Origin of the sequence: Paenibacillus odorifer (assembly GCF_000758725.1) — a bacterium.
Classification (GTDB): Bacteria; Bacillota; Bacilli; order Paenibacillales; family Paenibacillaceae; genus Paenibacillus_AQ; species Paenibacillus_AQ odorifer.
On sequence record NZ_CP009428.1, the window covers coordinates 1,042,848 to 1,064,416 of the forward strand.

At 44.3% G+C, this 21,569-nt stretch carries 19 protein-coding genes; 15 read left to right on the forward strand and 4 right to left on the reverse strand.

All coding sequences use genetic code 11. The features are described from left to right. Positions 1-387 precede the first annotated feature (387 nt). From qoxA to PODO_RS04440, 9 genes are all read left to right on the forward strand, one after another. A complete protein-coding gene (gene qoxA / locus PODO_RS04400) occupies positions 388-1,407 on the forward strand; it encodes a cytochrome aa3 quinol oxidase subunit II (RefSeq protein ID WP_036680822.1) in 1,020 nt (339 codons plus the stop codon). Between the two features lie 38 nt (positions 1,408-1,445). Next, positions 1,446-3,389, forward strand: a complete 1,944-nt coding sequence (gene qoxB, locus PODO_RS04405; protein WP_036680823.1) for a cytochrome aa3 quinol oxidase subunit I — start codon at positions 1,446-1,448, stop codon at positions 3,387-3,389. After that, entirely contained in the window at positions 3,386-3,982 is a 597-nt protein-coding gene (gene qoxC / locus PODO_RS04410; protein ID WP_036680826.1) for a cytochrome aa3 quinol oxidase subunit III, read from the forward strand. Before qoxB ends, qoxC begins: the two co-directional genes overlap by 4 nt. A gap of 4 nt (positions 3,983-3,986) precedes the next feature. Continuing rightward, positions 3,987-4,277 carry a cytochrome aa3 quinol oxidase subunit IV gene (gene qoxD / locus PODO_RS04415; protein ID WP_036680878.1) on the forward strand — a complete coding sequence of 97 codons (291 nt, stop codon included), beginning with the start codon at positions 3,987-3,989 and terminating at the stop codon, positions 4,275-4,277. Positions 4,278-5,241: 964 nt separating this feature from the next. Continuing rightward, complete coding sequence (locus tag PODO_RS04420) at positions 5,242-5,631, forward strand: GntR family transcriptional regulator (protein ID WP_036680827.1); 390 nt, start codon at positions 5,242-5,244, stop codon at positions 5,629-5,631. Further along, on the forward strand, positions 5,624-6,526 hold the full coding sequence (locus tag PODO_RS04425; RefSeq protein ID WP_036680830.1) for an ABC transporter ATP-binding protein: 903 nt from the start codon (positions 5,624-5,626) through the stop codon (positions 6,524-6,526). The genes PODO_RS04420 and PODO_RS04425 overlap by 8 nt, the downstream gene beginning before the upstream one ends. Then, entirely contained in the window at positions 6,492-8,522 is a 2,031-nt protein-coding gene (locus PODO_RS04430; protein WP_155288086.1) for a Ger(x)C family spore germination protein, read from the forward strand. The genes PODO_RS04425 and PODO_RS04430 overlap by 35 nt, the downstream gene beginning before the upstream one ends. A gap of 347 nt (positions 8,523-8,869) precedes the next feature. After that, complete coding sequence (locus PODO_RS04435; RefSeq protein WP_038568875.1) at positions 8,870-9,424, forward strand: RNA 2'-phosphotransferase; 555 nt, start codon at positions 8,870-8,872, stop codon at positions 9,422-9,424. 39 nt (positions 9,425-9,463) lie between these two features. After that, complete coding sequence (locus PODO_RS04440) at positions 9,464-9,985, forward strand: mismatch-specific DNA-glycosylase (RefSeq protein ID WP_036680837.1); 522 nt, start codon at positions 9,464-9,466, stop codon at positions 9,983-9,985. A 462-nt stretch (positions 9,986-10,447) separates the two neighbouring features. Here the strand turns inward: PODO_RS04440 and PODO_RS04445 are convergent, their stop codons facing one another. Next, positions 10,448-11,383, reverse strand: coding sequence for an MraY family glycosyltransferase (locus PODO_RS04445; protein ID WP_038568881.1), 936 nt, complete (start codon positions 11,381-11,383; stop codon positions 10,448-10,450). A gap of 169 nt (positions 11,384-11,552) precedes the next feature. Here PODO_RS04445 and PODO_RS04450 point away from each other — a divergent pair, with 169 nt between their 5' ends. Continuing rightward, entirely contained in the window at positions 11,553-12,254 is a 702-nt protein-coding gene (locus tag PODO_RS04450) for a YjjG family noncanonical pyrimidine nucleotidase (protein ID WP_036680840.1), read from the forward strand. A 60-nt stretch (positions 12,255-12,314) separates the two neighbouring features. Here the strand turns inward: PODO_RS04450 and PODO_RS04455 are convergent, their stop codons facing one another. Further along, positions 12,315-13,292, reverse strand: a complete 978-nt coding sequence (locus PODO_RS04455) for a ring-cleaving dioxygenase (RefSeq protein WP_038568883.1) — start codon at positions 13,290-13,292, stop codon at positions 12,315-12,317. A gap of 168 nt (positions 13,293-13,460) precedes the next feature. Between PODO_RS04455 and PODO_RS04460 the strand changes: the two genes are divergently transcribed. The 3 genes from PODO_RS04460 (at position 13,461) to PODO_RS04470 (ending at position 16,610) form a co-directional block, all read left to right on the forward strand. Beyond that, the gene (locus PODO_RS04460) at positions 13,461-14,267 is read left to right on the forward strand and encodes an AAC(3) family N-acetyltransferase (protein WP_052096796.1); all 807 of its coding nucleotides are present in this window, start codon (positions 13,461-13,463) and stop codon (positions 14,265-14,267) included. 99 nt (positions 14,268-14,366) lie between these two features. Next, a complete protein-coding gene (locus PODO_RS04465; protein ID WP_036680844.1) occupies positions 14,367-15,299 on the forward strand; it encodes a manganese-dependent inorganic pyrophosphatase in 933 nt (310 codons plus the stop codon). A 204-nt stretch (positions 15,300-15,503) separates the two neighbouring features. Next, positions 15,504-16,610: a Glu/Leu/Phe/Val family dehydrogenase gene (locus tag PODO_RS04470; RefSeq protein WP_038568887.1), complete on the forward strand. Its 1,107-nt coding sequence runs from the start codon at positions 15,504-15,506 to the stop codon at positions 16,608-16,610. 134 nt (positions 16,611-16,744) lie between these two features. Here the strand turns inward: PODO_RS04470 and PODO_RS04475 are convergent, their stop codons facing one another. Continuing rightward, positions 16,745-17,404 carry a peptidylprolyl isomerase gene (locus tag PODO_RS04475; protein ID WP_051491160.1) on the reverse strand — a complete coding sequence of 220 codons (660 nt, stop codon included), beginning with the start codon at positions 17,402-17,404 and terminating at the stop codon, positions 16,745-16,747. 210 nt (positions 17,405-17,614) lie between these two features. On the opposite strand from PODO_RS04475, the gene PODO_RS04480 reads away from it, so the two are divergent. Further along, on the forward strand, positions 17,615-18,841 hold the full coding sequence (locus PODO_RS04480; protein ID WP_036680852.1) for an MFS transporter: 1,227 nt from the start codon (positions 17,615-17,617) through the stop codon (positions 18,839-18,841). A gap of 86 nt (positions 18,842-18,927) precedes the next feature. On the opposite strand, the gene PODO_RS29850 is transcribed toward PODO_RS04480, so the two are convergent. Further along, positions 18,928-19,332 carry a hypothetical protein gene (locus PODO_RS29850; protein ID WP_051490926.1) on the reverse strand — a complete coding sequence of 135 codons (405 nt, stop codon included), beginning with the start codon at positions 19,330-19,332 and terminating at the stop codon, positions 18,928-18,930. 257 nt (positions 19,333-19,589) lie between these two features. Here PODO_RS29850 and PODO_RS04490 point away from each other — a divergent pair, with 257 nt between their 5' ends. Then, on the forward strand, positions 19,590-21,488 hold the full coding sequence (locus PODO_RS04490; RefSeq protein ID WP_038568889.1) for a sensor histidine kinase: 1,899 nt from the start codon (positions 19,590-19,592) through the stop codon (positions 21,486-21,488). Positions 21,489-21,569 lie beyond the last annotated feature (81 nt).

Genomic DNA, 21,569 nt, shown 5'->3' on the forward strand with positions numbered 1-21,569 from the left:
ACCTTTTAGTAGTTAACTGTGATTTCAACCACAATCATAAAAAGCACGTAACTCTGGCTAAATACTGACGCATCAACAAAAATGGTTAAAATAACCCCGTTTTGCGCAAAATAGATGTGTCCAAATTAGCAACTTTAGTAAACTATTGAACAAAGTTTGAACGGAATTTTTCAACCCATAAACAGCGCCGTTACAGTGATCTTTATCATACTATTAGAAACTTGTAACAAATTGATCACACATATTTAACTTGTTCGCCATTATTAAGGTCTTTTTTAGGCTAAATGGAAAAATAAGTCTTTTGCTTTCTTCCCCATAAATTCTTACTATATATAAAGGTTAATGTTGAGGGTTAATAAAAGAAGTATTGAAGGAAGGAGCTTAAGCATGAACAAAAAGGGACCGTTATACGCTTTATTTCTCAGCCTAATTTTACTCTTGCCAGGATGCAGTTCAATCGCTGTTCTGAATCCGAAGGGGCCGGCTGCAAGAACTTTATCTGACACGATCATTCTCTCCATTGTTATGATGCTCGGTGTTCTGGCAGTTGTCTACATCTTATATGTCTTCGTTCTTTTGAAATACCGTGCTAAAAAAAGCAACGAAGATTATATTCCTCCTCACGAGGAAGGAAACAAATGGCTGGAGGCTATCTGGATTACCATTCCGATTATTATCGTGGCATTCCTCTCCGTAGTCACCGTCAAAACAACAGTAGATGTAGAAAATGTTGCAGCGGATTATAAAGATCAGAAACCGCTTGTAATCTATGCTTCCTCCTCTAACTGGAAATGGCATTTCAGCTATCCAGAGGAAGGGATCGAAACAGTAAACTACGTTAATATTCCAGTTCACCGCGCTGTAGAGTTCAGATTGTATTCTTTCGGTACAATCTCAAGTCTTTGGATCCCACAATTGGGAGGACAAAAATACGCGATGAGCGACATGATCACAACCTTGCATCTTTCAGCTGATACTGTAGGTTCTTATGTCGGAAGAAATGCGAACTTTAATGGTAAGGGCTTTGCCCACATGGAGTTTGAAACACTTGCGATGACAGATAAGGATTATCAGGAATGGGTGAAAGACGTTAAAGAAACGGCGGGTCCACTGACGGAAGATGAATTTAAAGGTCTTTTGGAAATGGAACATGTCGGACGTAAAACGTATACGAATACTCACTTATCCTTTAGCCCGCCTCCGGGAAGCCATGGTGACCATATGAGTAATGGTGGCACTGAAATGGATACGGATAACGGAAGCATGGAGCATCAGGATAATAAAGAAATTCACCCGACTCCAGCACCATCCAGTGAGACGGAATTCAACACCGAGCCTAATCCAGAACTGGATGAGCCGACACCTAGTTCTCCGTTAGAAGAGAGCACAACACATGACGGACACTAGTCAATGTTAATTGAACAACTTGAAAGGAGCGATTCCTAATGGATTGGGATAAATTTAAGGTCCACGGCGAACCCTTGATATACGGAGCTATGGCAAGTATTGTTCTGGCTACGATCGGGATTATTGTCGGCCTGACCTATTTTAAAAAATGGGGATATTTATGGCGCGAATGGTTGACTACTGTTGACCACAAACGTATTGGGATTATGTATATCCTCGCAGCATTGCTTATGCTTTTCCGCGGCGGCGTTGACGCTATTATGATGAAGCTGCAAACAGCAGCCCCGGACATGAAATTTCTTGACGCACAGCATTATAACGAGGTATTTACAACACACGGCTTGATTATGATCCTTTTTATGGCCATGCCGTTTATTATCGGTCTGATGAATGTTATCGTTCCGCTGCAAATCGGCGCTAGAGACGTTGCCTTCCCGCGTCTGAACGCTGTCAGCTTCTGGCTCTTCTTCTTTGGAGCTATGCTGCTTAACATTTCGTTTGTTATCGGGGGATCGCCAGATGCTGGTTGGTCCGCATATTTCCCGCTAGCAAGTCTAGAGTTCAGTCCAACGGTGGGTAATAACTATTACTCGCTCGCACTACAAATTTCAGGTATTGGTACGCTCATCACAGGCGTTAACTTTATTGTAACGATTCTGAAAATGCGTGCACCAGGCATGAAGTTGATGAAAATGCCGATGTTTACTTGGTCCGTATTGATCACCAACGTAATTATCGTATTCGCATTCCCTGTGCTTACGGTAGCACTTGCGTTGATGATGTTCGACCGGCTGTTCGGCTCTCAATTCTTTACGATGGCCAATGGCGGTATGGATATGTTATGGGCCAACCTTTTCTGGGTATGGGGTCACCCTGAAGTATATATCGTTGTCTTACCGGCATTCGGTATTTATAGTGAAATTATCGCCACCTTCTCTAAAAAGAACCTGTATGGATATACATCCATGGTATTCAGTATGTTGATCATTTCTCTCTTGTCCTTCTTAGTATGGGCTCACCATTTCTATACAATGGGTCAAGGTGCTATGGTTAACAGCTTCTTCTCGATTACAACCATGGCCATTGCCGTACCAACAGGTGTGAAAATATTTAACTGGCTATTCACCTTACGAAAAGGGCGAATAACCTTTACGACACCTATGCTATACACCCTGGCCTTTATTCCGATCTTTACGATTGGTGGGGTAACAGGTGTCATGCTGGCTATGGCCAGTGCCGATTACCAGTACCATAATACGATGTTCCTGGTTGCCCATTTCCACTACGTTCTTATTCCAGGTGCGGTCTTCGCCGTTATCGCAGGGTTCCATTACTGGTTCCCTAAAGTATTCGGTTTCCGTCTGAATGAACGTCTTGGCAAGCATGCCTTCTGGTGGATTATTATTTCCTTTAACGTATCGTTCTTCCCGCTGTTTATTCTCGGACTTAAGGGTATGACCCGTCGACAATACACATATTCTGCGGACACTGGATTTGGCCCGCTGAGTATGGTTTCATTTGTAGGTGCGATCGGTCTCGCGATTGGATTTGTAATCCTGGTTTATAACATTTACTGGAGTACTCGTTACGAACCAAGAGATACTGATGGCGACCCATGGGATGCACGTACTTTGGAGTGGGCAACGAAAAGCCCGATTCCAGCTTACAACTTCGCAGTGGTTCCAAATGTAAAAACACGCGATGCATACTGGTCTGCTAAACAAGATAAAGTACCACTTTTTGAAGATAAGATTACTAAGATTCATATGCCTAGCAACACAGGAAAACCATTTATTCTGGGTGTTATCTTCTTCATCGCAGGGTTCTCTCTGGTCTTCAGTCTTTGGATTCCAGCGATCCTCTCTGGAGTAGGTATCCTCATTGTTCTAGCTGCTATGTCCTTTGATCGGGATCACGGATTCTACATCCCAGCAGAAGAAGTTATTGCTACTGAAAAGAAATTGCGGGGTGAGACAGTATGAAAATAGATGCGTCTAAGCCGCTTGAATACTCAACAGAAGAGAATAGTAATAAAATCTTTGGCTTCTGGGTTTTTCTAGGAGCGGAGATTGCACTGTTCGCTACGTTGTTCACTGTTTACTTTGTAATGGTAGACCGTTTTGCCAGCGGCCCTAGCGGGCCGGAGCTTTTCGAAATTGGTCCGGTGATGATCGAAACATTGCTGCTGCTGACAAGTTCGTTTACGATTGGTCTTGCGGTTCATGCCATGCGGCATGGTTACCAAAAAGCCATGATGGTCTTTTTCGGACTAACCCTTCTAATGGGTCTCGGCTTCCTTGGGATCGAAATCATGGAGTTTGTCACTTATGTTCACGAAGGGGCTACACTTCAAACCAGTGGTTTCCTATCCAGTCTCTTTGTACTGCTGGGAACACACGGAGCTCACGTATCGTTCGGGTTCCTGTGGGGTGCGGCTATTCTAATCCAGTTGAAGCGTCAAGGTATTAATCCGGCTACGGCCAATAAATCCTTTATCTTCTCGCTGTACTGGCATTTCTTGGACGTTGTCTGGATCTTTATTTTCAGCTTCGTCTATCTGAAAGGACTGATGTAGCATGATGAAGCAATTGTTTCCAATTCGCCATGTGATGGGTTTCTTAGCCTCTCTTGTCCTTTCTGTGGCTGCACTTGCTGTAATCTACCTTGATCTATCCAACACTGCGAACATGGCAATCCTGCTTGTTACAGCCCTCATTCAGGCTTCCTTGCAGCTCTTCCTGTTCATGCATATTGGTGAATCAGCAGATACCAAGAAAGAACTTTACATCAATATCGCCTATGCCTTATTCGTTGGTTTAGTTACGATATTCGGTACGCTCTTCATCTTCGTATGGGGCTGGTATGCTTAATTACAGTAACTAATACTCAAAGGGACGTCTTCTATGCCTAAATGGCTTAGGGACGTCTCTTTTTTTTGGTTTACTTAGGAGGTTTGTTGTAGCGTATGCCCGGAAATGAGCATCTTCCCAGGCAATAGCTGCACTGGAGTCCGAAACTTCGCTCAAAAGACGAAAAATGTGCGAATAGGGTCATCTAGGTCGAAAACCACGGGGGTTAAGATGGCTCGGCGCGATCGGACTCAGATGACCTTAAAAGCGGAAATCAGCGGCTTTTGAGTCCGAGAGCCCCGTGAGACAAGGGTGGCTCGGCGCGATCGGACTCAGATGAGCTTAAAAGCAGGAATCAGCGGCTTTTGGAGTTGTAACAGACCCCAAAGCCGCTATTGGTGTGAAAAACGCGCAAAATGAGCGCCTTTCTAGGCAATAGCTGCACAGGAGTCCGAAACTTCGCTCAAAAGACGAAAAATGTGCGAATAGGGTCATCTGGGTCCGAAAGCTAGCGGGGATAAGGAGGCTCGGCGCGATCGGACTCAGATGACCTTAAAAGTGGGAATCAGCGGCTTTTGGAGTTGTAACGGACCCCAAAGTCGCTATTGCCTAGAAAAACGCGCAAAATGAGCGCTTTTCTAGGCAATAGCTGCACATGAGTCCGAAACTTTGCTCAAAAGACGAAAAATGTGCGAATAGCGTCATCTGGGTCCGAAAGCCACGGGAGATAGGGGGGCTTGGCGCTGTCAACCTCAGGTGAACTTAAAAGCAGGAATCAGCGTCATTTGTGTCCGAAAGCCACGGGGATGAGGATGGCTCGGCGCAATCGGACGTAATTTTGATTAATAACAAGGGATAGATAGATCCCCAAAGGATAATCTTGGGGATTTTTTGTTGACATATAAATCAAACTGTATTAATAATAGTAGTACAGTTAATACACATAAAAATGGATTTAATGCAAGATAGTGGAAGGAGGAAGGTTATGTTCGAACTGGACGTTCGTAGTCGGAAGCCGATTTATGAGCAGCTGACCGATAAGGTCAAGGAGATGATTCTGCATGGTATTTTGCAGACGGATGAACAGCTACCTTCTGTAAGGACTTTATCCCAGCAGCTAACCGTGAATCCCAATACGATTCAGAAGGCTTACCGTGAATTGGAACGTGAGGGGTATATCTATTCATTACAGGGGAAAGGAAGTTTTGTAGCCCCGATGAAAAAAGAACAAAATGCGATCAAAAAAGCGGAAGTCCGGAATGAGTTGCTGAGGCTGATGGCGGAGGCGGTATACCTTGGGTTCACCGCAGCTGAGATTAGTTCTTTGTACCAACAAGTGGAGAAGCAAAGAGAAGGAGGGAAGAGTGATGATTGAGATTCGAGGAGTCAGCAAGTTATTTCAAGGCGAGAAGGCAGTCGACGATATCTCTTTAACGGTACATAAAGGAACAATTTATGGGCTGCTCGGCTCTAATGGCGCGGGCAAAACTACGCTGCTCAAAACATTGGCGGGCATCTACTCTCCAGATAAGGGGACCGTGCGGGTGGATGGTGAAGCAGTATTCGAACACCCGACGACTAAGCAACGGGTTATTTTTATGCCGGATGCTCCTTATTTTTTCCCACAATCGACCATGCTGCAAATGGCGGCCTTCTATCGCTCGATTTATCCGAGCTGGAATCAGAAGCGTTTTGAAGATTTGGGAACCGTATTTCAGCTCGATAAAAAGCGCAAACTCAGTCGTTTCTCCAAAGGGATGCAGCGGCAAGCGTCATTCTGGTTGTGTTTAAGCTGTATGCCGGATGTGCTGATTATGGATGAACCGATTGACGGATTAGATCCGGTGATGCGGCGTCAGATCAAAAACCTGCTATTTCAGGAGGTTGCTGAACGCGAGCTGACGGTAATCATATCTTCGCATAACCTTCGTGAGATTGAAGATCTGTGCGATCATGTCGGGATTATGCATGGTGGGAAGATGTTGATTGAGAAGGATCTGGATGATCTTAAGGCGGATACACATAAGATTCAAGTGGCGTTTCGGGATGAACGGCATGAGATTCCGTTAGCTGCCAAGTTACAAGTTCTGCATCAAGAGCGCCGGGGAAGTGTGAACCTATATATTGTAAAAGGGGATCGTGAACGGATCAAAGCGGCTTTTCAGGTGTACGAGCCATACGTATTCGATTTGCTTCCATTGACGTTAGAAGAGATTTTTATTTATGAAATGGGGGATGTCGGATATGACGCGCAGCCATTACTACTTTAATAGCAGTATTTTTCGCCAGAACTTCCGCCAGCATGGCTGGATAGGGATTATATATGCACTCGGCTTATTATTCGCTCTTCCATTGCAGCTCTTCATGAGCAACAATCCGGATGCAAAACCGCAGGAAATTGATCATTTATTTCGCATAGCTGGTAGTGTGCAAGCCTTATTTATCATTACGATCCCAGTTGCCGCAGGACTATTCTTATTCCGATACCTTCAGGCAAAATCACCCGCAGATCTTTGGCATAGCCTGCCTTTACGCAGAGAGCATTTATTTACAGCTCATCTGACGAGTGGACTTACCTTACTGTTGCTGCCTGTTTGGTTAACTGCTGGGGTGGTTGCCGTTATTAAGCCATGGAGTGGGAATTTTTATATTTTTCAAGGCGCAGATATTTGGCAATGGTGTATCACAGTTAGTATTCTGACTTTGTTCCTCTTCTGCTTTAGTGTTTTTGTGGGAATATGTACGGGCCAATCTATTCTTCAGGGAATTATCATTTATATTTTGCTTATTCTTCCTGCTGTACTGATCTCATTAATCCACAGCCATTTAGCCATGTATCTTTATGGTTATGCAAATGCAAATTCTAACTTGCATGATTCCAATTCGCAGATATGGTCTCCTTTTGTTCATATCGTGTATTATTTTACCGGCAAACCCTTCACCAATACAGAATTATGGATTTATGGGGTATTGGCACTTCTATTTATTGGGTTGTCCTACCTGTTATACCGTAAGCGTAATACGGAAAAAGCGGGTCAGGCTATTGCTTTTGGATATTTCAATCCACTGTTTAAAGCAGGGGTAATGTTATGTGCCATGCTTATTGCCGGTAATTATTTTGCGCAAATGAAGCAACAGCAAATGGGCTGGGTGATTAGTGGATATGCCATCGGAGCCATTATTGGTTATGTTGCCGCAGAAATGATTGTTCGGAAAACATGGCAGATTATGACGCGTAAAGTGGTAGCCGAGTTTGCAGTTTATGCAGTAATGTTGGGATTACTTCTGTATATCCCGGTATCAAGTGTTACGGGGTATGAAGCCAGAGTGCCTTCCGGTGATAAGATTAGCGGAGTATATATGGGAGCTAACTACCGGTTGTATACCCCAACGGATGATTTGTACACTACACCCTACATGGGGCAGAATCCTTTTTCCGATGATAAAGATTATATAGAAGCTGTCCGTAAACTTCATCAAACGGTAGTTACGGTACGTCCAGATCATACGTCACGACAATATGTTTATGAATATTTTACTCTGGCTTATCAATTGGAGAACGGCGACAAGCTAGTGAGGGAATACTGGATCCCTAAAAAGGGGTTCGAATCAGAGCTCAAAGCGGTTAAGGATACCGAAGCTTACAAGTATGAAAAGTATAATTTAGCTCTCTTAGACAAAGACCTGGATTTTATGTGGGTTACTAACAGGAATAAAAAAGTAGCCATCTCGGATCCCGGGGAAATTTCAGAGCTAAAGCAGATTATCAAACGCGAAATTTCGAATATGTCCTACGAAGTACAGATAGATAAGGACGGAAAACCTGATGTGGCTAATATCCAAGTAGAGGTAAAGGTAAAAGAGAACAGTAATCAAGTTTCTACAGATTATGGTTATTATTATCCGTGGAAGTCAACTTTTCATGAGTTAGAGAAATGGATGAACGAAAAAGGTTATGCCGATAAAATACGAATAACAGCTGAAGATATCCAATCGGCAGAGATTATAAAAGATGATTATATGGACGAGAAAACACCTAAGAACCCTACTAGTCCTGAACAAAGAGTAGCGCTTGCGCGTGAAAAGAATCGTACGGCTGTTACGAAGGATAAGGTTCTATTAACAGATGTTTTGGCCCATCATTTCAATTATGGTGTTGAGAATGGCAACTACATTGTGAAGTTGATGTACAAAGAGGGTTATAGCGATTTCGTAATGTTAAAAGAATCAGATATGACATCTGAATTGAAAGCATTGCTGAAATAAGCTAAGAATAAGGTAAGTAAAAGATTACAGAAGATAAAAGACTACTGATTGACATAAACTGGATAGTTGGAATATGCTTTTGGAGATAGGTTAAGGATGAAATGGGACTTTCAGGTCAGCCTCAGAGCCAGTATATTCGTTTCCGTTAAAATAACATCGCTGTATTAACTGGTAAGGAGTTCTGTATTTAGGTGAAGCCCGACCATGGACGAAAGAGTCCATGGTCTTTTTTTACATATTTAGAGGTAATACATGGATGTGCGATTGCTGTAATGCCTCTGGAGTCTGCTTCGGCAGATCTTTTACTGTAGAATAATATAAATAGGGAACATTGAGGTGGAAATATAATGTTAAGCAATACAGCGGAAGTATCGTTAAGTAAATTTATGACTAAGCTGCTGCGGCATACCCCAGAGCAATATGGTCTTATTTTGGATCCAGAGGATGGTTCCTGTAGGTTGGATGATTTGCTGTCTGTTATTGTCAGCACTCCTAGATGGTCAGAGGTGACTGTGGGAGATATTCGGCAAGTGGTCGCAGGCTGCGACAAGCAACGATTGGAAATCGTTGATGACCGGATCAAAGCCCGGTACGGGCATAGCCATACAAAAATCACTTATGAGCCGGGGACTCCGCCTGCTGTACTTTTTCACGGAACTCATTCTGGTGTGCTTTCTGTGATTTTGGAGGAGGGACTCCAATCGATGGGACGGCAGTATGTTCATTTGTCTGAAGGGACTCATTTTGCCAGTTTAGCCGGAAGTCGCAGAGGGAAATTGATATTGTTAACCGTTGATACGATTAGAGCGGGTCAAATGGGTGCAACCTTTTATAATGCGGGTAATAAGGTTTGGTTGGCAGGTCATATACCGCCTTCATGTCTTAAAGTGTATACCCCGTAAGTTGAACTAGATCGACGTTTGGTTAGGAGGCATAATAACATGGATGAAATTCCAGATCACTTAGATCACGGATTACAGATTGTATTTATTGGGTTCAACCCTAGTATCCGTTCTGGTGAGGTAGGACATCATTACGCGAATCCGCGGAATAATTTTTGGAGAATATTACATCAGTCTGGACTTACTCCCCGGTTGTATGATGCGTCTGAGGACGGGGACTTGCTAAAGCTGGGCTATGGGTTTACAAATATTGTTGCCCGTCCCACACGGGGAATCGACGATATTACTCGTGAAGAATACCAGGAGGGTCGTGAATTGCTTCGCTCCAAGCTGGAGAAATATCGGCCTCAAGTCGCCTGTTTTGTAGGTAAGGGTGTGTATACAGAGTTTAGTCGCAGAACAAAAGCTAACTGGGGATTTCAAGGGGGCGAGCCTCCAAAGGTAGATGGTGTCCGTGAATTCGTTGCACCCTCTTCTAGTGGATTAGTTAGAATGCCGATGGGAGAGATCATTGGAATTTATCGCAGATTAGCCGAGTTTACGCAAGAGAACGATGGGTGATTGATTTATTTGGAGTTAGGTAGCTAAAGGACACAGGAGTCGCTAAAAGTAACAAATCACTCTAATTTGCGTGCTATCGGACTCCAATGCAGCTATTGGGTAGAAATAGACTGAATATGAGTCCATTTTGGGTAGATAGCGTCTCTGGAGTCCGAAATCACCACTAAATGGCCGCAAATCCACGAATAACGGCGACTGAGTCCGTAAGAGTAAAAGCTGCGGAGTTGGCCATGGATCTACGTAGATTCCGTAGATCCCGCAGATCACCGTAGATCCCGTAGATCCCGTAGATCCCGTAGATCTCGCAAGCTCTGGCAAACTATCGCATCTTAGCTATCTCTCGCTACTCTAGAATACCCTCAAACACAAAAGGAGCAAGATTCCATATCGGAATCTTGCTCCTTTTATAACTTCAAAGGGCAGTCTCAGTATATGAGACATGCCCTTAGTCCCTAAAATACATTAAGTCTCGATCAGCAGCAGAATGATAGAGGATAAGGATAGACAAACACTAATCAGGCATAGCACGGCAACGACCTGCTTCTGGTTCAGGCCCGCCCGAAGCAGGCGGTAATGAGCCTGGGTGGCATCGGCTTGATAAATGGACTTGCCTTGGATGAAACGTTTGACTACGACAAAAATGTTGTCGAAGATCGGTACGCCCAGCGCCAGAATAGGGATGAACAGCGACAGGACGGTGGCTTGCTTGAACGCGCCGTCGAGTGCAATTACCGCAAGGATGAAGCCGAGAAAGGTTGCCCCGGCGTCGCCCATAAAGATTTTGGCGGGCGGCTTATTGTAGCGCAGATAAGCAAGCGTAACGCCAATCAGCGAAATTGCCATAATGGCAGATGAGGATTGACCCTTCGCCAGTGCGACTACGAATAACGTAACCGCCGAAATGGCCGTCAAGGCACCAGCTAGACCGTCCATGCCATCCGAGAAATTAATAACAGTGGTTACGCCGAAGATCCAGATAATCGTCAGCAGAAACGATAGAATGACTGGCAAAATGATATAATCACCTGAAAATGGATTGTAAAATCCGGTAAAGGCGTTGCCAGAAGCATAAACCAGGATCGCTGCGCTAACTTGTACAATTAACTTGGGCAGGGCTGGGAAATCTTTGCCCTTCGTTTTGTACCAATCATCCACCGTGCCTATGGTCAGCAACAGTACTCCACCAACAAATAATGCGACAGTCTCCATGGAGAAATCACGCGCGAACACCAGATAAGTAACAAAAAATCCGAGAAATATTGCGTAGCTGGCCGTTAGCGGAATGGGCTCTCTATGAATTTTACGCTCAACGTCCTGCCGAGGCTTGTCCACAAAATCAAGCCGAAAAGCAAGCTTGCCGAGCGGCGGAATTAGAAAGTAGACGATAAGAAATGACATTAGAAATGATAAAACGTATAAAATGACGCTCACCACCGTTTTCTTTTTAAAATACCACAGATCGATTAAATCTACCTTAAAAAAGTAAAATTTTGTCGTGAGAGGTGTGAAGTTGACTTGCCAGCATCGCTGTAGTACCTTGTTGAGAAAAGCTCTTTGGGGGATATTTATGAAATACGATGTTATTTTATTTGATGCCGACGATACGTTGTTTGATTATGGAATGGCAGAAAGTCACGCGTTGTCTAATGCCTTTCTACACTTTGGGATGCCCACAGGTGCAGCAGATTATGCTGCCAGTTATCAAGAGATTAACCACGCATTGTGGAGGGATTTAGAACAAGGAAGGATTTCATCTGCGGCGCTGCGGGTAGAGCGGTTCAATCGGTTGTTTGCTGCACATGCGCTTGAGCTTGATCCTGAATCATTTAGTGAGGCGTATCTACGTTTCTTAGGCGAAGGAACCTTTCTGATGCAGGGAGCGATCGAGCTATGCGGAGAGCTTGCAGAGTGCCGCCTGGCGATTATCACGAATGGAATCAAGGATGTGCAAACTTCCAGAATCCAAGGCTCGCTGCTGAGTGATACATTTGAGCAGATCATTATCTCAGAGGAGGCAGGATGTCAGAAGCCAGAGACCGGGATTTTTGATTACGCTTTTGCCAAATTGGGGATTGAGGATAAAGAAAAAGTATTGATTGTGGGTGACTCCTTAACCTCTGATATTCAAGGCGGAATTAATTATGGGATTGATACCTGCTGGTTTAACCCGCTCGGTAAGATTAATGAGTCCGGCGTTCAGCCAAAATACGAAATTCGAAACCTCTCGGAGCTACTAGATATTGTAGGGAAAGCTACTAACCTTCAATAAAAAAATAAGGTGTGAGCGCATAAGCGTCTCACACCTTTTATTTAGTAACCTGAAAGAGGTTTATTGCCGAGTATCCAGCGGCTTCAGATACGCCTCGATTTGCTGGCGTTTCGATTCCAGAAATGGCGGCAGCGCAAGCGATTCACCTAAACTTTCCATAGGCTCATCTGTAGCAAAACCTGGTCCGTCTGTAGCTAGCTCGAAAAGGATGCCGTTAGGCTCACGGAAATAGAGGGAACGGAAGTAGAAGCGGTCGACGAAACCGGAATTAGGAAGCTGTGCCTGGCGGATGTGTTCGATCCATTGCTTCAATTCGTCTTCATTATCGACGCGGAAGGCGACGTGATGTACCCCGCCACGTCCCAAATGCTCTTGATCCAGATCATTGCGTTCCTCCAGATGTACCTCAGTGCCTGACCCGCCTTCACCGGTCTCGAATACGATCACATCTGGCTGACAGGCAACTGTTGAAGGGTAGGTTCCTATACGGCGGAAGCCAAGCAACTGCTCCAGCACCACCGCTGTATGTTCTGCACTTTCGACTGTGAGATGTGCGGGACCTAAGCCTACAATGCCATATTGGGCAGGCACTGGGCTTTTAGCCCAAGGAGTACCGCCGGCAACACCGTTATCATTTTCGTCGGATACGAGAATGAAACGTTGACTCTCGTGATCGCGGAAGGATAAAGTCTGGCGTCCACCAAGTACCTGTATCGTCCCATGCTCCACGTTAAGTTCGGTGAAGCGTTGCTCCCAATAGGTAAGTGCGGCATCGCTTGGGACTCGAAGGGAGAGGGCGGAGATGCTGTTATTGCCCTCGCGGTTGCGGCCCGCCATCGGAAGTTCAAAAAAGGTTAATTCGGTTCCGGGATTGCCCTTCTCATCTCCATAGAATAAATGGTACACTGAAATATCATCCTGATTTACTGTTTTTTTAATGAGACGAAGTCCGAGTACCTCTGTATAGAACTTAAAGTTCTCCTGTGCTTTGCCAGTAATAGCTGAGACATGGTGAAGTCCTTTTAACGTTAAGCTCATGGTAGTTACCTCCGTGTAAATGCTTAGGGTTTGTGGATTATTTTTAATATCGATAGAATTATTGGTGAATATTATTAAGTTACTATAATTTTAATAGTAATAACAAACTTTTGCAAGTGGATATTAATGTTTCATGAAATTTAATTCATACATAAGGAGAGAGTATAAGTGCACACAACAACAAGCTTGATGAAACAATTACAGGAGTTGGAGATTGATCCACGGGGGACCATTCTAGTTCATTCCTCGTTAAAAAGTGTTGGCGAAGTAGAAGGAGGTGCGAACACGGTGCTGGATGCACTCAGCGAATATATGAAGGACGGGCTGCTTGTTTTGCCAACGCATACATGGGCTTATATTAATGCGGATAATCCACGCTTCTCTGTTCAAGATTCCCCATCTTGTGTTGGGATATTACCGGAGCTGTTCAGAAAACGTCCGGGCGTTGTTCGCTCTTGGCATCCGACTCATTCTGTAGCGGCTTTGGGTGTTGATGCTGAGGCGTTTACTGCAGGGGATGAACGTTGGGATACGCCATGCGCCCGTGGTTCAGTATGGGGCAAGCTGCTTGATCGTAAGGCGGAAATAGTACTGCTGGGCGTCGATCTGCGGCGGAATACGTTCATTCACGGTATTGAAGAGTGGGTGGATATTCCGGGCAGAATGACGGATAGTCATGAGGAATTATATACTGTGACGCCGGGTGGCGATGAAATCATGGTGCCTTCTCGCAGACATTGTGGTCTCTCTTGGTCGGAGCATTTTTGGAAAGTGGAACGCGAGCTTGAGGAAGGCGGTGCCATGCGTAAGGGGAATTTCGGGGATGCGCTAGTTAGAGTGTGTGGAACAGTAGAAACGACGGATATTTTAAGCCTGATGCTAAAAGAGAATCCTGATCTTTTCTCCGATAATGAACCGCTGCATGGTGAGTCCAAACCAGATCCGCTTCCAAAGACCAGACGTGAACAACCATAGGTGGGAGAGGCTAAACCAATTTTTCAGCCCGCACAATCTGGAAGCCGCTATCAATGTATGGTATATTAATCTCACTAAAACATAGTAAGGAGATTGGAAATGGAAAAAACATTGGTCTTTGGACACAAAAATCCGGATACGGATACTATTTGTTCGGCAATTGCTTATGCAGCACTCAAAAAAGAATTAGGCTGGGATGCTGAGCCAGTTCGTCTGGGAGACGTTAGTGGTGAAACGCAATTTGCGCTTGATCATTTCGGAGTAGAGGCTCCTCGTCTGGTAGAGAACGTAGCTGGAGAAGCTAATCAGGTTATTCTTGTTGACCATAATGAACGCCAACAAAGTGCGAATGACATTGATCGAGTGCGTGTAGTTGAAGTTATCGACCATCACCGGATCGCTAATTTTGAGACTGCACATCCGTTATACTATCGTGCTGAGCCAGTAGGCTGTACTGCTACTATACTTAACAAAATGTATAAAGAAAACGGTGTAGCTATCCCTAAAGACATCGCCGGATTGATGTTGTCTGCAATCATTTCTGATTCCTTGCTGTTTAAATCTCCAACCTGCACCGCTGAAGATGTAGCGGCAGCGCGCGAATTGGCTGAAATTGCTGGTGTAAATGCAGAAAGCTACGGCCTTGATATGCTGAAGGCTGGTGCTGATCTTAGCGACAAGAGTATCGCTCAACTGATCTCCTTGGATGCTAAGGAATTCAAAATGGGTGAATACAAAGTAGAAATCGCCCAAGTGAACGCGGTTGACGTTAATGATGTACTCTCCAAGCAGGCTGAACTGGAAACTGCACTGACTTCCATTATTGCTGAAAAAGAATTGGATCTGTTCCTGTTCGTAGTTACAGATATCCTCAACAACGATTCGGTGGGTCTGGCTCTGGGCCGTGTTGCAGGTGCAGTAGAACAGGCGTACAACGTGAAGCTTGATGACAATAAAGCCCTTCTTAAAGGTGTAGTATCCCGTAAATCACAAATCGTACCGGTACTTACAGAGACGATTGCTAAACTGTAAAGCATTTTGACAGTTGTCTATGAGAGTAGATTGGATAAAAAGAGCTCATGCCCCATCAGTAGTTAAGATGGTGACATGAGTTCTTTTTGTTTTACGGCGTATTCTGCTACAATATTTTGGGAGGGGATCCAACTGATCCTCTTCTAATTGCATGAACTTTGAACCAGCATGAGGAATATGACAAAGGGATAGGGGATATTGGAGATGGAATTGTTTGCAGCATTGGAACGGGACGACTACGAGGAATTATTATTTTGTCAGGATAAGGCATCGGGATTAAAGGCGATCATCGCGATTCATGACACGACACTGGGACCAGCACTGGGTGGAACACGGATGTGGACCTACGCTACGGAAGAGGAAGCTATTGTTGATGCGCTTCGATTAGCAAAAGGGATGACCTATAAAAATGCAGTATCCGGCCTGAATTTGGGTGGTGGGAAAACAGTAATCATTGGAGATCCCAAGAAGGATAAAAATGAAGCCATGTTCCGTGCTTTCGGAAGATACATACAAGGTTTAAATGGACGGTACATAACTGCTGAAGATGTAGGGACTACGGAAGAGGACATGAACATTATTTATCAAGAGACAGATTATGTTACTGGCACCTCACCTACGTACGGTTCTTCGGGCAATCCGTCACCAGCAACGGCTTACGGTGTTTACCAAGGAATGAAGGCAGCCGCTAAAGCCGCCTTTGGCAGTGATTCGCTCGAAGGGAAGACAGTAGCTGTTCAAGGTGTGGGGAACGTGGCCTTTACACTGTGCAAACATCTTCATGAAGAAGGAGCACAGCTTATCGTAACGGACATCCATAAACCAGCCGTTCAACGTGCAGTAGAGGCCTATGGCGCTAAGGCTGTAGATCCAGGCGATATCATCAGTGTAGATTGTGATATTTATGCTCCTTGCGCTCTTGGAGCGACAATTAACGACGAATCCTTACGGGTAATCAAGGCGAAAGTGATTGCAGGAGCTGCTAATAATCAGCTGAAGGATTCCTCGCATGGTGATGCACTTCATGAGATGGGGATTGTATATGCTCCAGATTACGTGATTAATGCAGGTGGCGTCATTAATATTGCGGACGAGCTGAACGGCTATAATAAGGAACGTGCCTTTAAGCAGGTGGCGAAGATTTACGATAATATTACCCGCGTAATGGAAATTTCCCGTTTGAACGGAATACCTACTTATGCCGCTGCGAACCAGCTTGCAGAGGACCGGATAGCGCTATTAAGAAATAGCCGCAGCACCTTCCTGCGTAATGGTCAACATGCACTTACCAGAAGATCGCTGCGGGGATAAGCTGTAAAAAAACTCGGCAAGCTCCATCCGATTACAACTTCGGAGGGACTGCCGAGTTTTTTATGTTCTTTTATTTCTACAAGAAACGTTTATCCTCTTTCGAGGACGGTAACGTCGCTTCTGCTTATTCCTAATTACTGAACCTTTTGGGGTTCTGGGTAAGTGACGCCGAAGGTGTCGACCGTCACCTTTTTCATTACTGGTGGCTCATCTGGACGATCAGAACCGTCACGAGGCAGGCTCACAATTCTTTTTACAGCTTCGATACCTTCGGTTACTTTACCAAAAGCGGCGTAGCTTCCATCTAGACTAGGGTAAGCTGCATCCATAATAAAGAACTGGGAACCGGCAGAGTCAGGAGCCTGTGATCTTGCCATGGATAGAACACCTTCTGTATGCAGAAGGTTATTGGTGAACCCGTTGCCAGAGAATTCTCCGGCGATACTGTAACCCGGGCCTCCCATACCTGTGCCATCAGGGTCGCCGCCTTGAATCATGAAGTCAGGAATTACTCTATGGAATATAGTGTTATCATAAAATCCTTTTTGAATAAGTGAGATGAAATTGTTTACGGTGTTAGGGGCAACCTCAGGGTATAGCTCAGCTTGGATGATATCCCCGTCTTCCATTTCAATGGTTACTAAGGGATGACTTGCCGTAGCTGAAGGAACGCCTTCAGTTGGGGCTGCACCTTCCCCAGGTGCTGATCCGCTGCTTCCATTATTACTGCTTGCATTGTTATTGTTTGGCTTGTTACCGCAACCTGCCGCAATAACCATGACCAGGCATAACATGATCAGAAGAATAGCGGATTTTGTTCGTGTAGACTTCACTAAATAATCTCTCCTTTTTATTGAATAATCTCGTAGGTACTTCCCATAATACCTCCTTTGTCCTATTACATGCAAAGGTCAGTTATGACTTCTGGGATTGGCACATCTTAAAAAGAAGTTTACAATGGTAGGATGTTTCCAAAGAGAACATCGAGAAAGGATGTGCATAGGATGCTCTTTTCGTGGAAGCGGAATTTGATCGTGCTTTGGATAGGGGTTTTCTTTTGTAGTACAGCTTATTCGATCTCGATTCCCTTCCTTTCCATTTTTTTGAGCGACGAACTTGGGGTTTCAAATCATTTGGAGATTTGGTCAGGGGTTAGTTTTGGAATAACCTTTCTTGCCAGCGCTTTAATCTCTCCCTATTGGGGTTCGCTAGCCGACAAGTATGGTCGGAAACCGATGCTTATTCGCTCGGGTTTTAGTCTGGCAGCTTTATACCTTATTAATTATTTTGTACATGATCCTTATGTTTTTTTGATTGTGCGTGTGCTGCAAGGACTGCTTGCCGGTTTTGTTCCAGCAGCTATTGCAATGGTAGCCACCAATACCCCTGAGCATAAGACGGGGTACGCTTTAAGTATTATGTCTACAGCCGGAGCTACAGGTAGTATTATTGGGCCATTAATCGGCGGTGTAGTGAGCTATTATACCAGCAACCGGATTGCTTTTTTATTCTCGGCGGGTATTGTACTTATCTCAGCGCTCATTGCTACTTTTTTTGCAAAAGAGGAGAACTTCGACCGTTCGGCTCCAAGGTCACATGTAAGTGATGATATCAGGGAAGCGAGAAGTAACCGAGCCTTTATTACTTTGCTCTCGCTGGCGGGAATCAGTACCTTCTCCGTTATGATTCTGGAACCGTTAATCCCAATTTATCTACTGGACATGGGGATCTCCAAAAATAGTGCCTCGCTAAGCTCGGGAATAGTGTTCTCTGCTGTGGGGATTGCTACGGTGCTGATGGCTCCGCAGTGGGGCAGAATCGGTAGCCGAAAGGGCTTTGGGATGATCTTATTTATTGGACTGATCGGGGGCGGCATCGGTAATATACTACAGTTTTTTGTTTCGGGCTATGTAGAGTTCGCTATCCTTCGCTTTGCTTACGGCTTGTTCTATGCAGGTGTGCTGCCGTCAGTGAATGCCATGATTGTACAAGTAATTGAGCCGGGATTCCGTGGACGGGCCTTTGGCCTGAATCAGGCGGCATCTCAGCTTGCGACGATGGCTGGACCGATTATCGGCGGCTTATTGGGCGCGGTTATTCCAATTCGCTGGGTGTTTGTAATCAATGGAGTGATGCTGCTGGTAGCAGCGATATTGGTTAAGACCCGCAAGCTGGAAGCGCAAATCGCCGCTGCTCGTCCCGCAGAACAGCCAACAACGATGCAGGGCTAACTGCTAACTCAATGAGCATGTTGTTATTTAGAAACAACATAAAGCCGCCGGGCTCATAGCCCGGCGGCTTTATTCATATTAAGCTGCTATTCTCCCTGCGAACCGTTCAAAACGTCTGTTCCCGGCATAACATCCACTGGCGGGGAGGCAGGGTCAATAATGGAATTTGGATATACATCGTCTGCATCTGGAACATCCTCTAGCGGCTGATCTTCTTCTTCCATCTCCAAGAGTTCCTCATCCTTAGTATAATCCGTATCATCTAGGGTTAATCCTGCGGTTTCAGCGGCTAGATATGCATCGGATTCCACCAACTCATCTCTTTCGATCACATCCTTAGGTGAGTTTAAACCAATATCTGCTGCCAAGTATTTATCGCCAACCAAGACAGGATCTGCGTCATCATCAACAATATCCTCTTCATCCATATCAGCTTGTATATAACGTTCATATTCAAAGTCAGCTTCAGTTTTATTTGGTGAACTATCCATAGCCGTTCACTCCTTTTTTATGATAAAATTTGAACTTCCTATGTTTATCTTTACCCGTTTGACCATGATCGAATCGCTGATCCAATAAATGGGTATGTCTATATTGGATTAGTAAAAAATGGGTGAAAGCAAAAGCCGATGAAAAACGTCCTTTTTCGAGAAAATTTACAAGAATAGGCAGGGATAGTGCGAAGCTTGTCGAAATTAAGAAGCATATATGAACGTTTAAACAACTAATGAATTACTGAGGTGCTACGATGAAGTTGCCAAAGCCCAATATAGCGGCTGCTTTTTTATTAATTCTACTGCTGACCGCTATGGTCCCTTTTGGTACGGCGATAGTGAGTGCTGAATCATCAGACTCTACGCTGCCCAATTGGGAGATTAAATTTGAACGTATAGAAGTAGATCATATTGAAGAAGCTGTGGCAGCTCTTGATGAAGAATGGACTCGTGTTATGCCTCATGGGAAAAGCCCAGAGACTCCAAGTGGGGCAACCTCAGCCTGGCTGCGGTTTACTTTACCACAAATTGGTGATAAATCTGCGTTATTCATAGATAAAGTATATGGAAATAATGTTAAGGCTTATTTAAATAACGAATTAATATATGATTCCGAAAAAGATTTTAATTTCAATGGCAGTAAGGTTTTCATTCCTCTGTCCAAAAGTGTTGGAGGACAACAGCTATATTTATGGACCCATGGTGGCAGCAAAGACTTAGGGATCCACGGCGAAATAAGAGTAGGCCAATACGATGAGCTGTTATCTGTTTATGTAAAGCAGGGCTTAATGGATCTGATCATTGGAACGACGCTTATTTTTATTGCGATTGTACTGCTGATTTGCTCGCTATTCATGAGAAAAGGTTATTTTTCCGGCGGATTTCTATTGGTGCTGATTATTTTATCCATTGGCGTGTTAGTGGTAACGTATTCATCGTTCCTGCCGACAATCCTAGGCGATTATGGAGAGATTGTACTTGTTTTCTTTGATGTAGCATTATATACGCTTCTGCCCTCCTTTACATTTTATTTTGAAAAAATATTTGGTCCAGGAAAAAAGAAAATCGTTACCCGATTCCGCAAGTTTCAAATTGTCTATTCTATATTCTGTTTTTCTCTAATGGTTGTTAATATCCTTTTGTCATATCAGTTGGATGACTTTTATAGATTGATGACTACGAGTGTGCTGGGTATCCTTATGATTGTGCAATTTATATTGTTGATCAGCTTAGCGTTTATTCATGCGAATCGTGGGAATGTAGATGCTGTTGTTTTTACTACAGGGTTCTCAATATTTGCTTTCATGTCTCTTAGCGAACTGGTCATGTTCTATGTATCGGGCCAATCCTATCAATTATATTGGTGGAAATGGGGAGTGGTGATTTTCGTAATTGCCTTAATCGTCATTCTGGGAAGAAGGTTTACTAGAAACCATGAACAGCTTATTGAATATTCCCATCAGCTTGAGAAGTTCAATAATGATTTGCAGCGCTCGGAGAAGATGGAGATTATTAGTGAGCTGGCAGCTTCGGTTGCGCATGAAGTACGGAATCCATTGCAGGTTACCCGAGGGTTTCTGCAGATTCTTGGGGAGCGTTCAGATCAAAAGGAGCGGGAATATCTGCAAATGGCGGTTACAGAACTGGATCGAGCTACGCTCATTATTACAGACTTCCTAACCTTCGCTAAACCAGGACTTGAAACCGTAGAGCAGCTTGATGTGTCCGAAGAGTTGAGGCATGTGACGGGTATTCTTTCTCCGTTAGCGAATCTGCAAGGGGGCGTCATTGAACTTAACCTGCAGCCAGGACTTTACGTTACTGGATCATCTGCCAAGTTCAAGCAAGCGTTTATCAACATTCTCAAAAATAGTATTGAAGCTTTAAAGGACAATGGGCTGATTAAAGTCACAGCCTGGAAGTCTGGAAAACATATAATAATCAGTGTTCATGATAATGGGGAAGGGATGAACCGGAATGAGCTGGCTCGGTTAGGGGAACCTTATTACTCCAATAAGACCAAAGGAACGGGGCTTGGACTGATGGTAACCTTTCGGATTATTGAGGCGATGGAGGGATGCACTGAGTTTCGCAGTGAGAAAGGGGAAGGGACTGAAATTATAGTAAAAATACCAGAACTTAGAAGAATTTAGAAGTAATTTATGATAATTCCGTTTTTTAGAAGGAAAGAGTGAGGGGCTGAGCGAAGTAGTACAGACAGAATATTGTTTCTG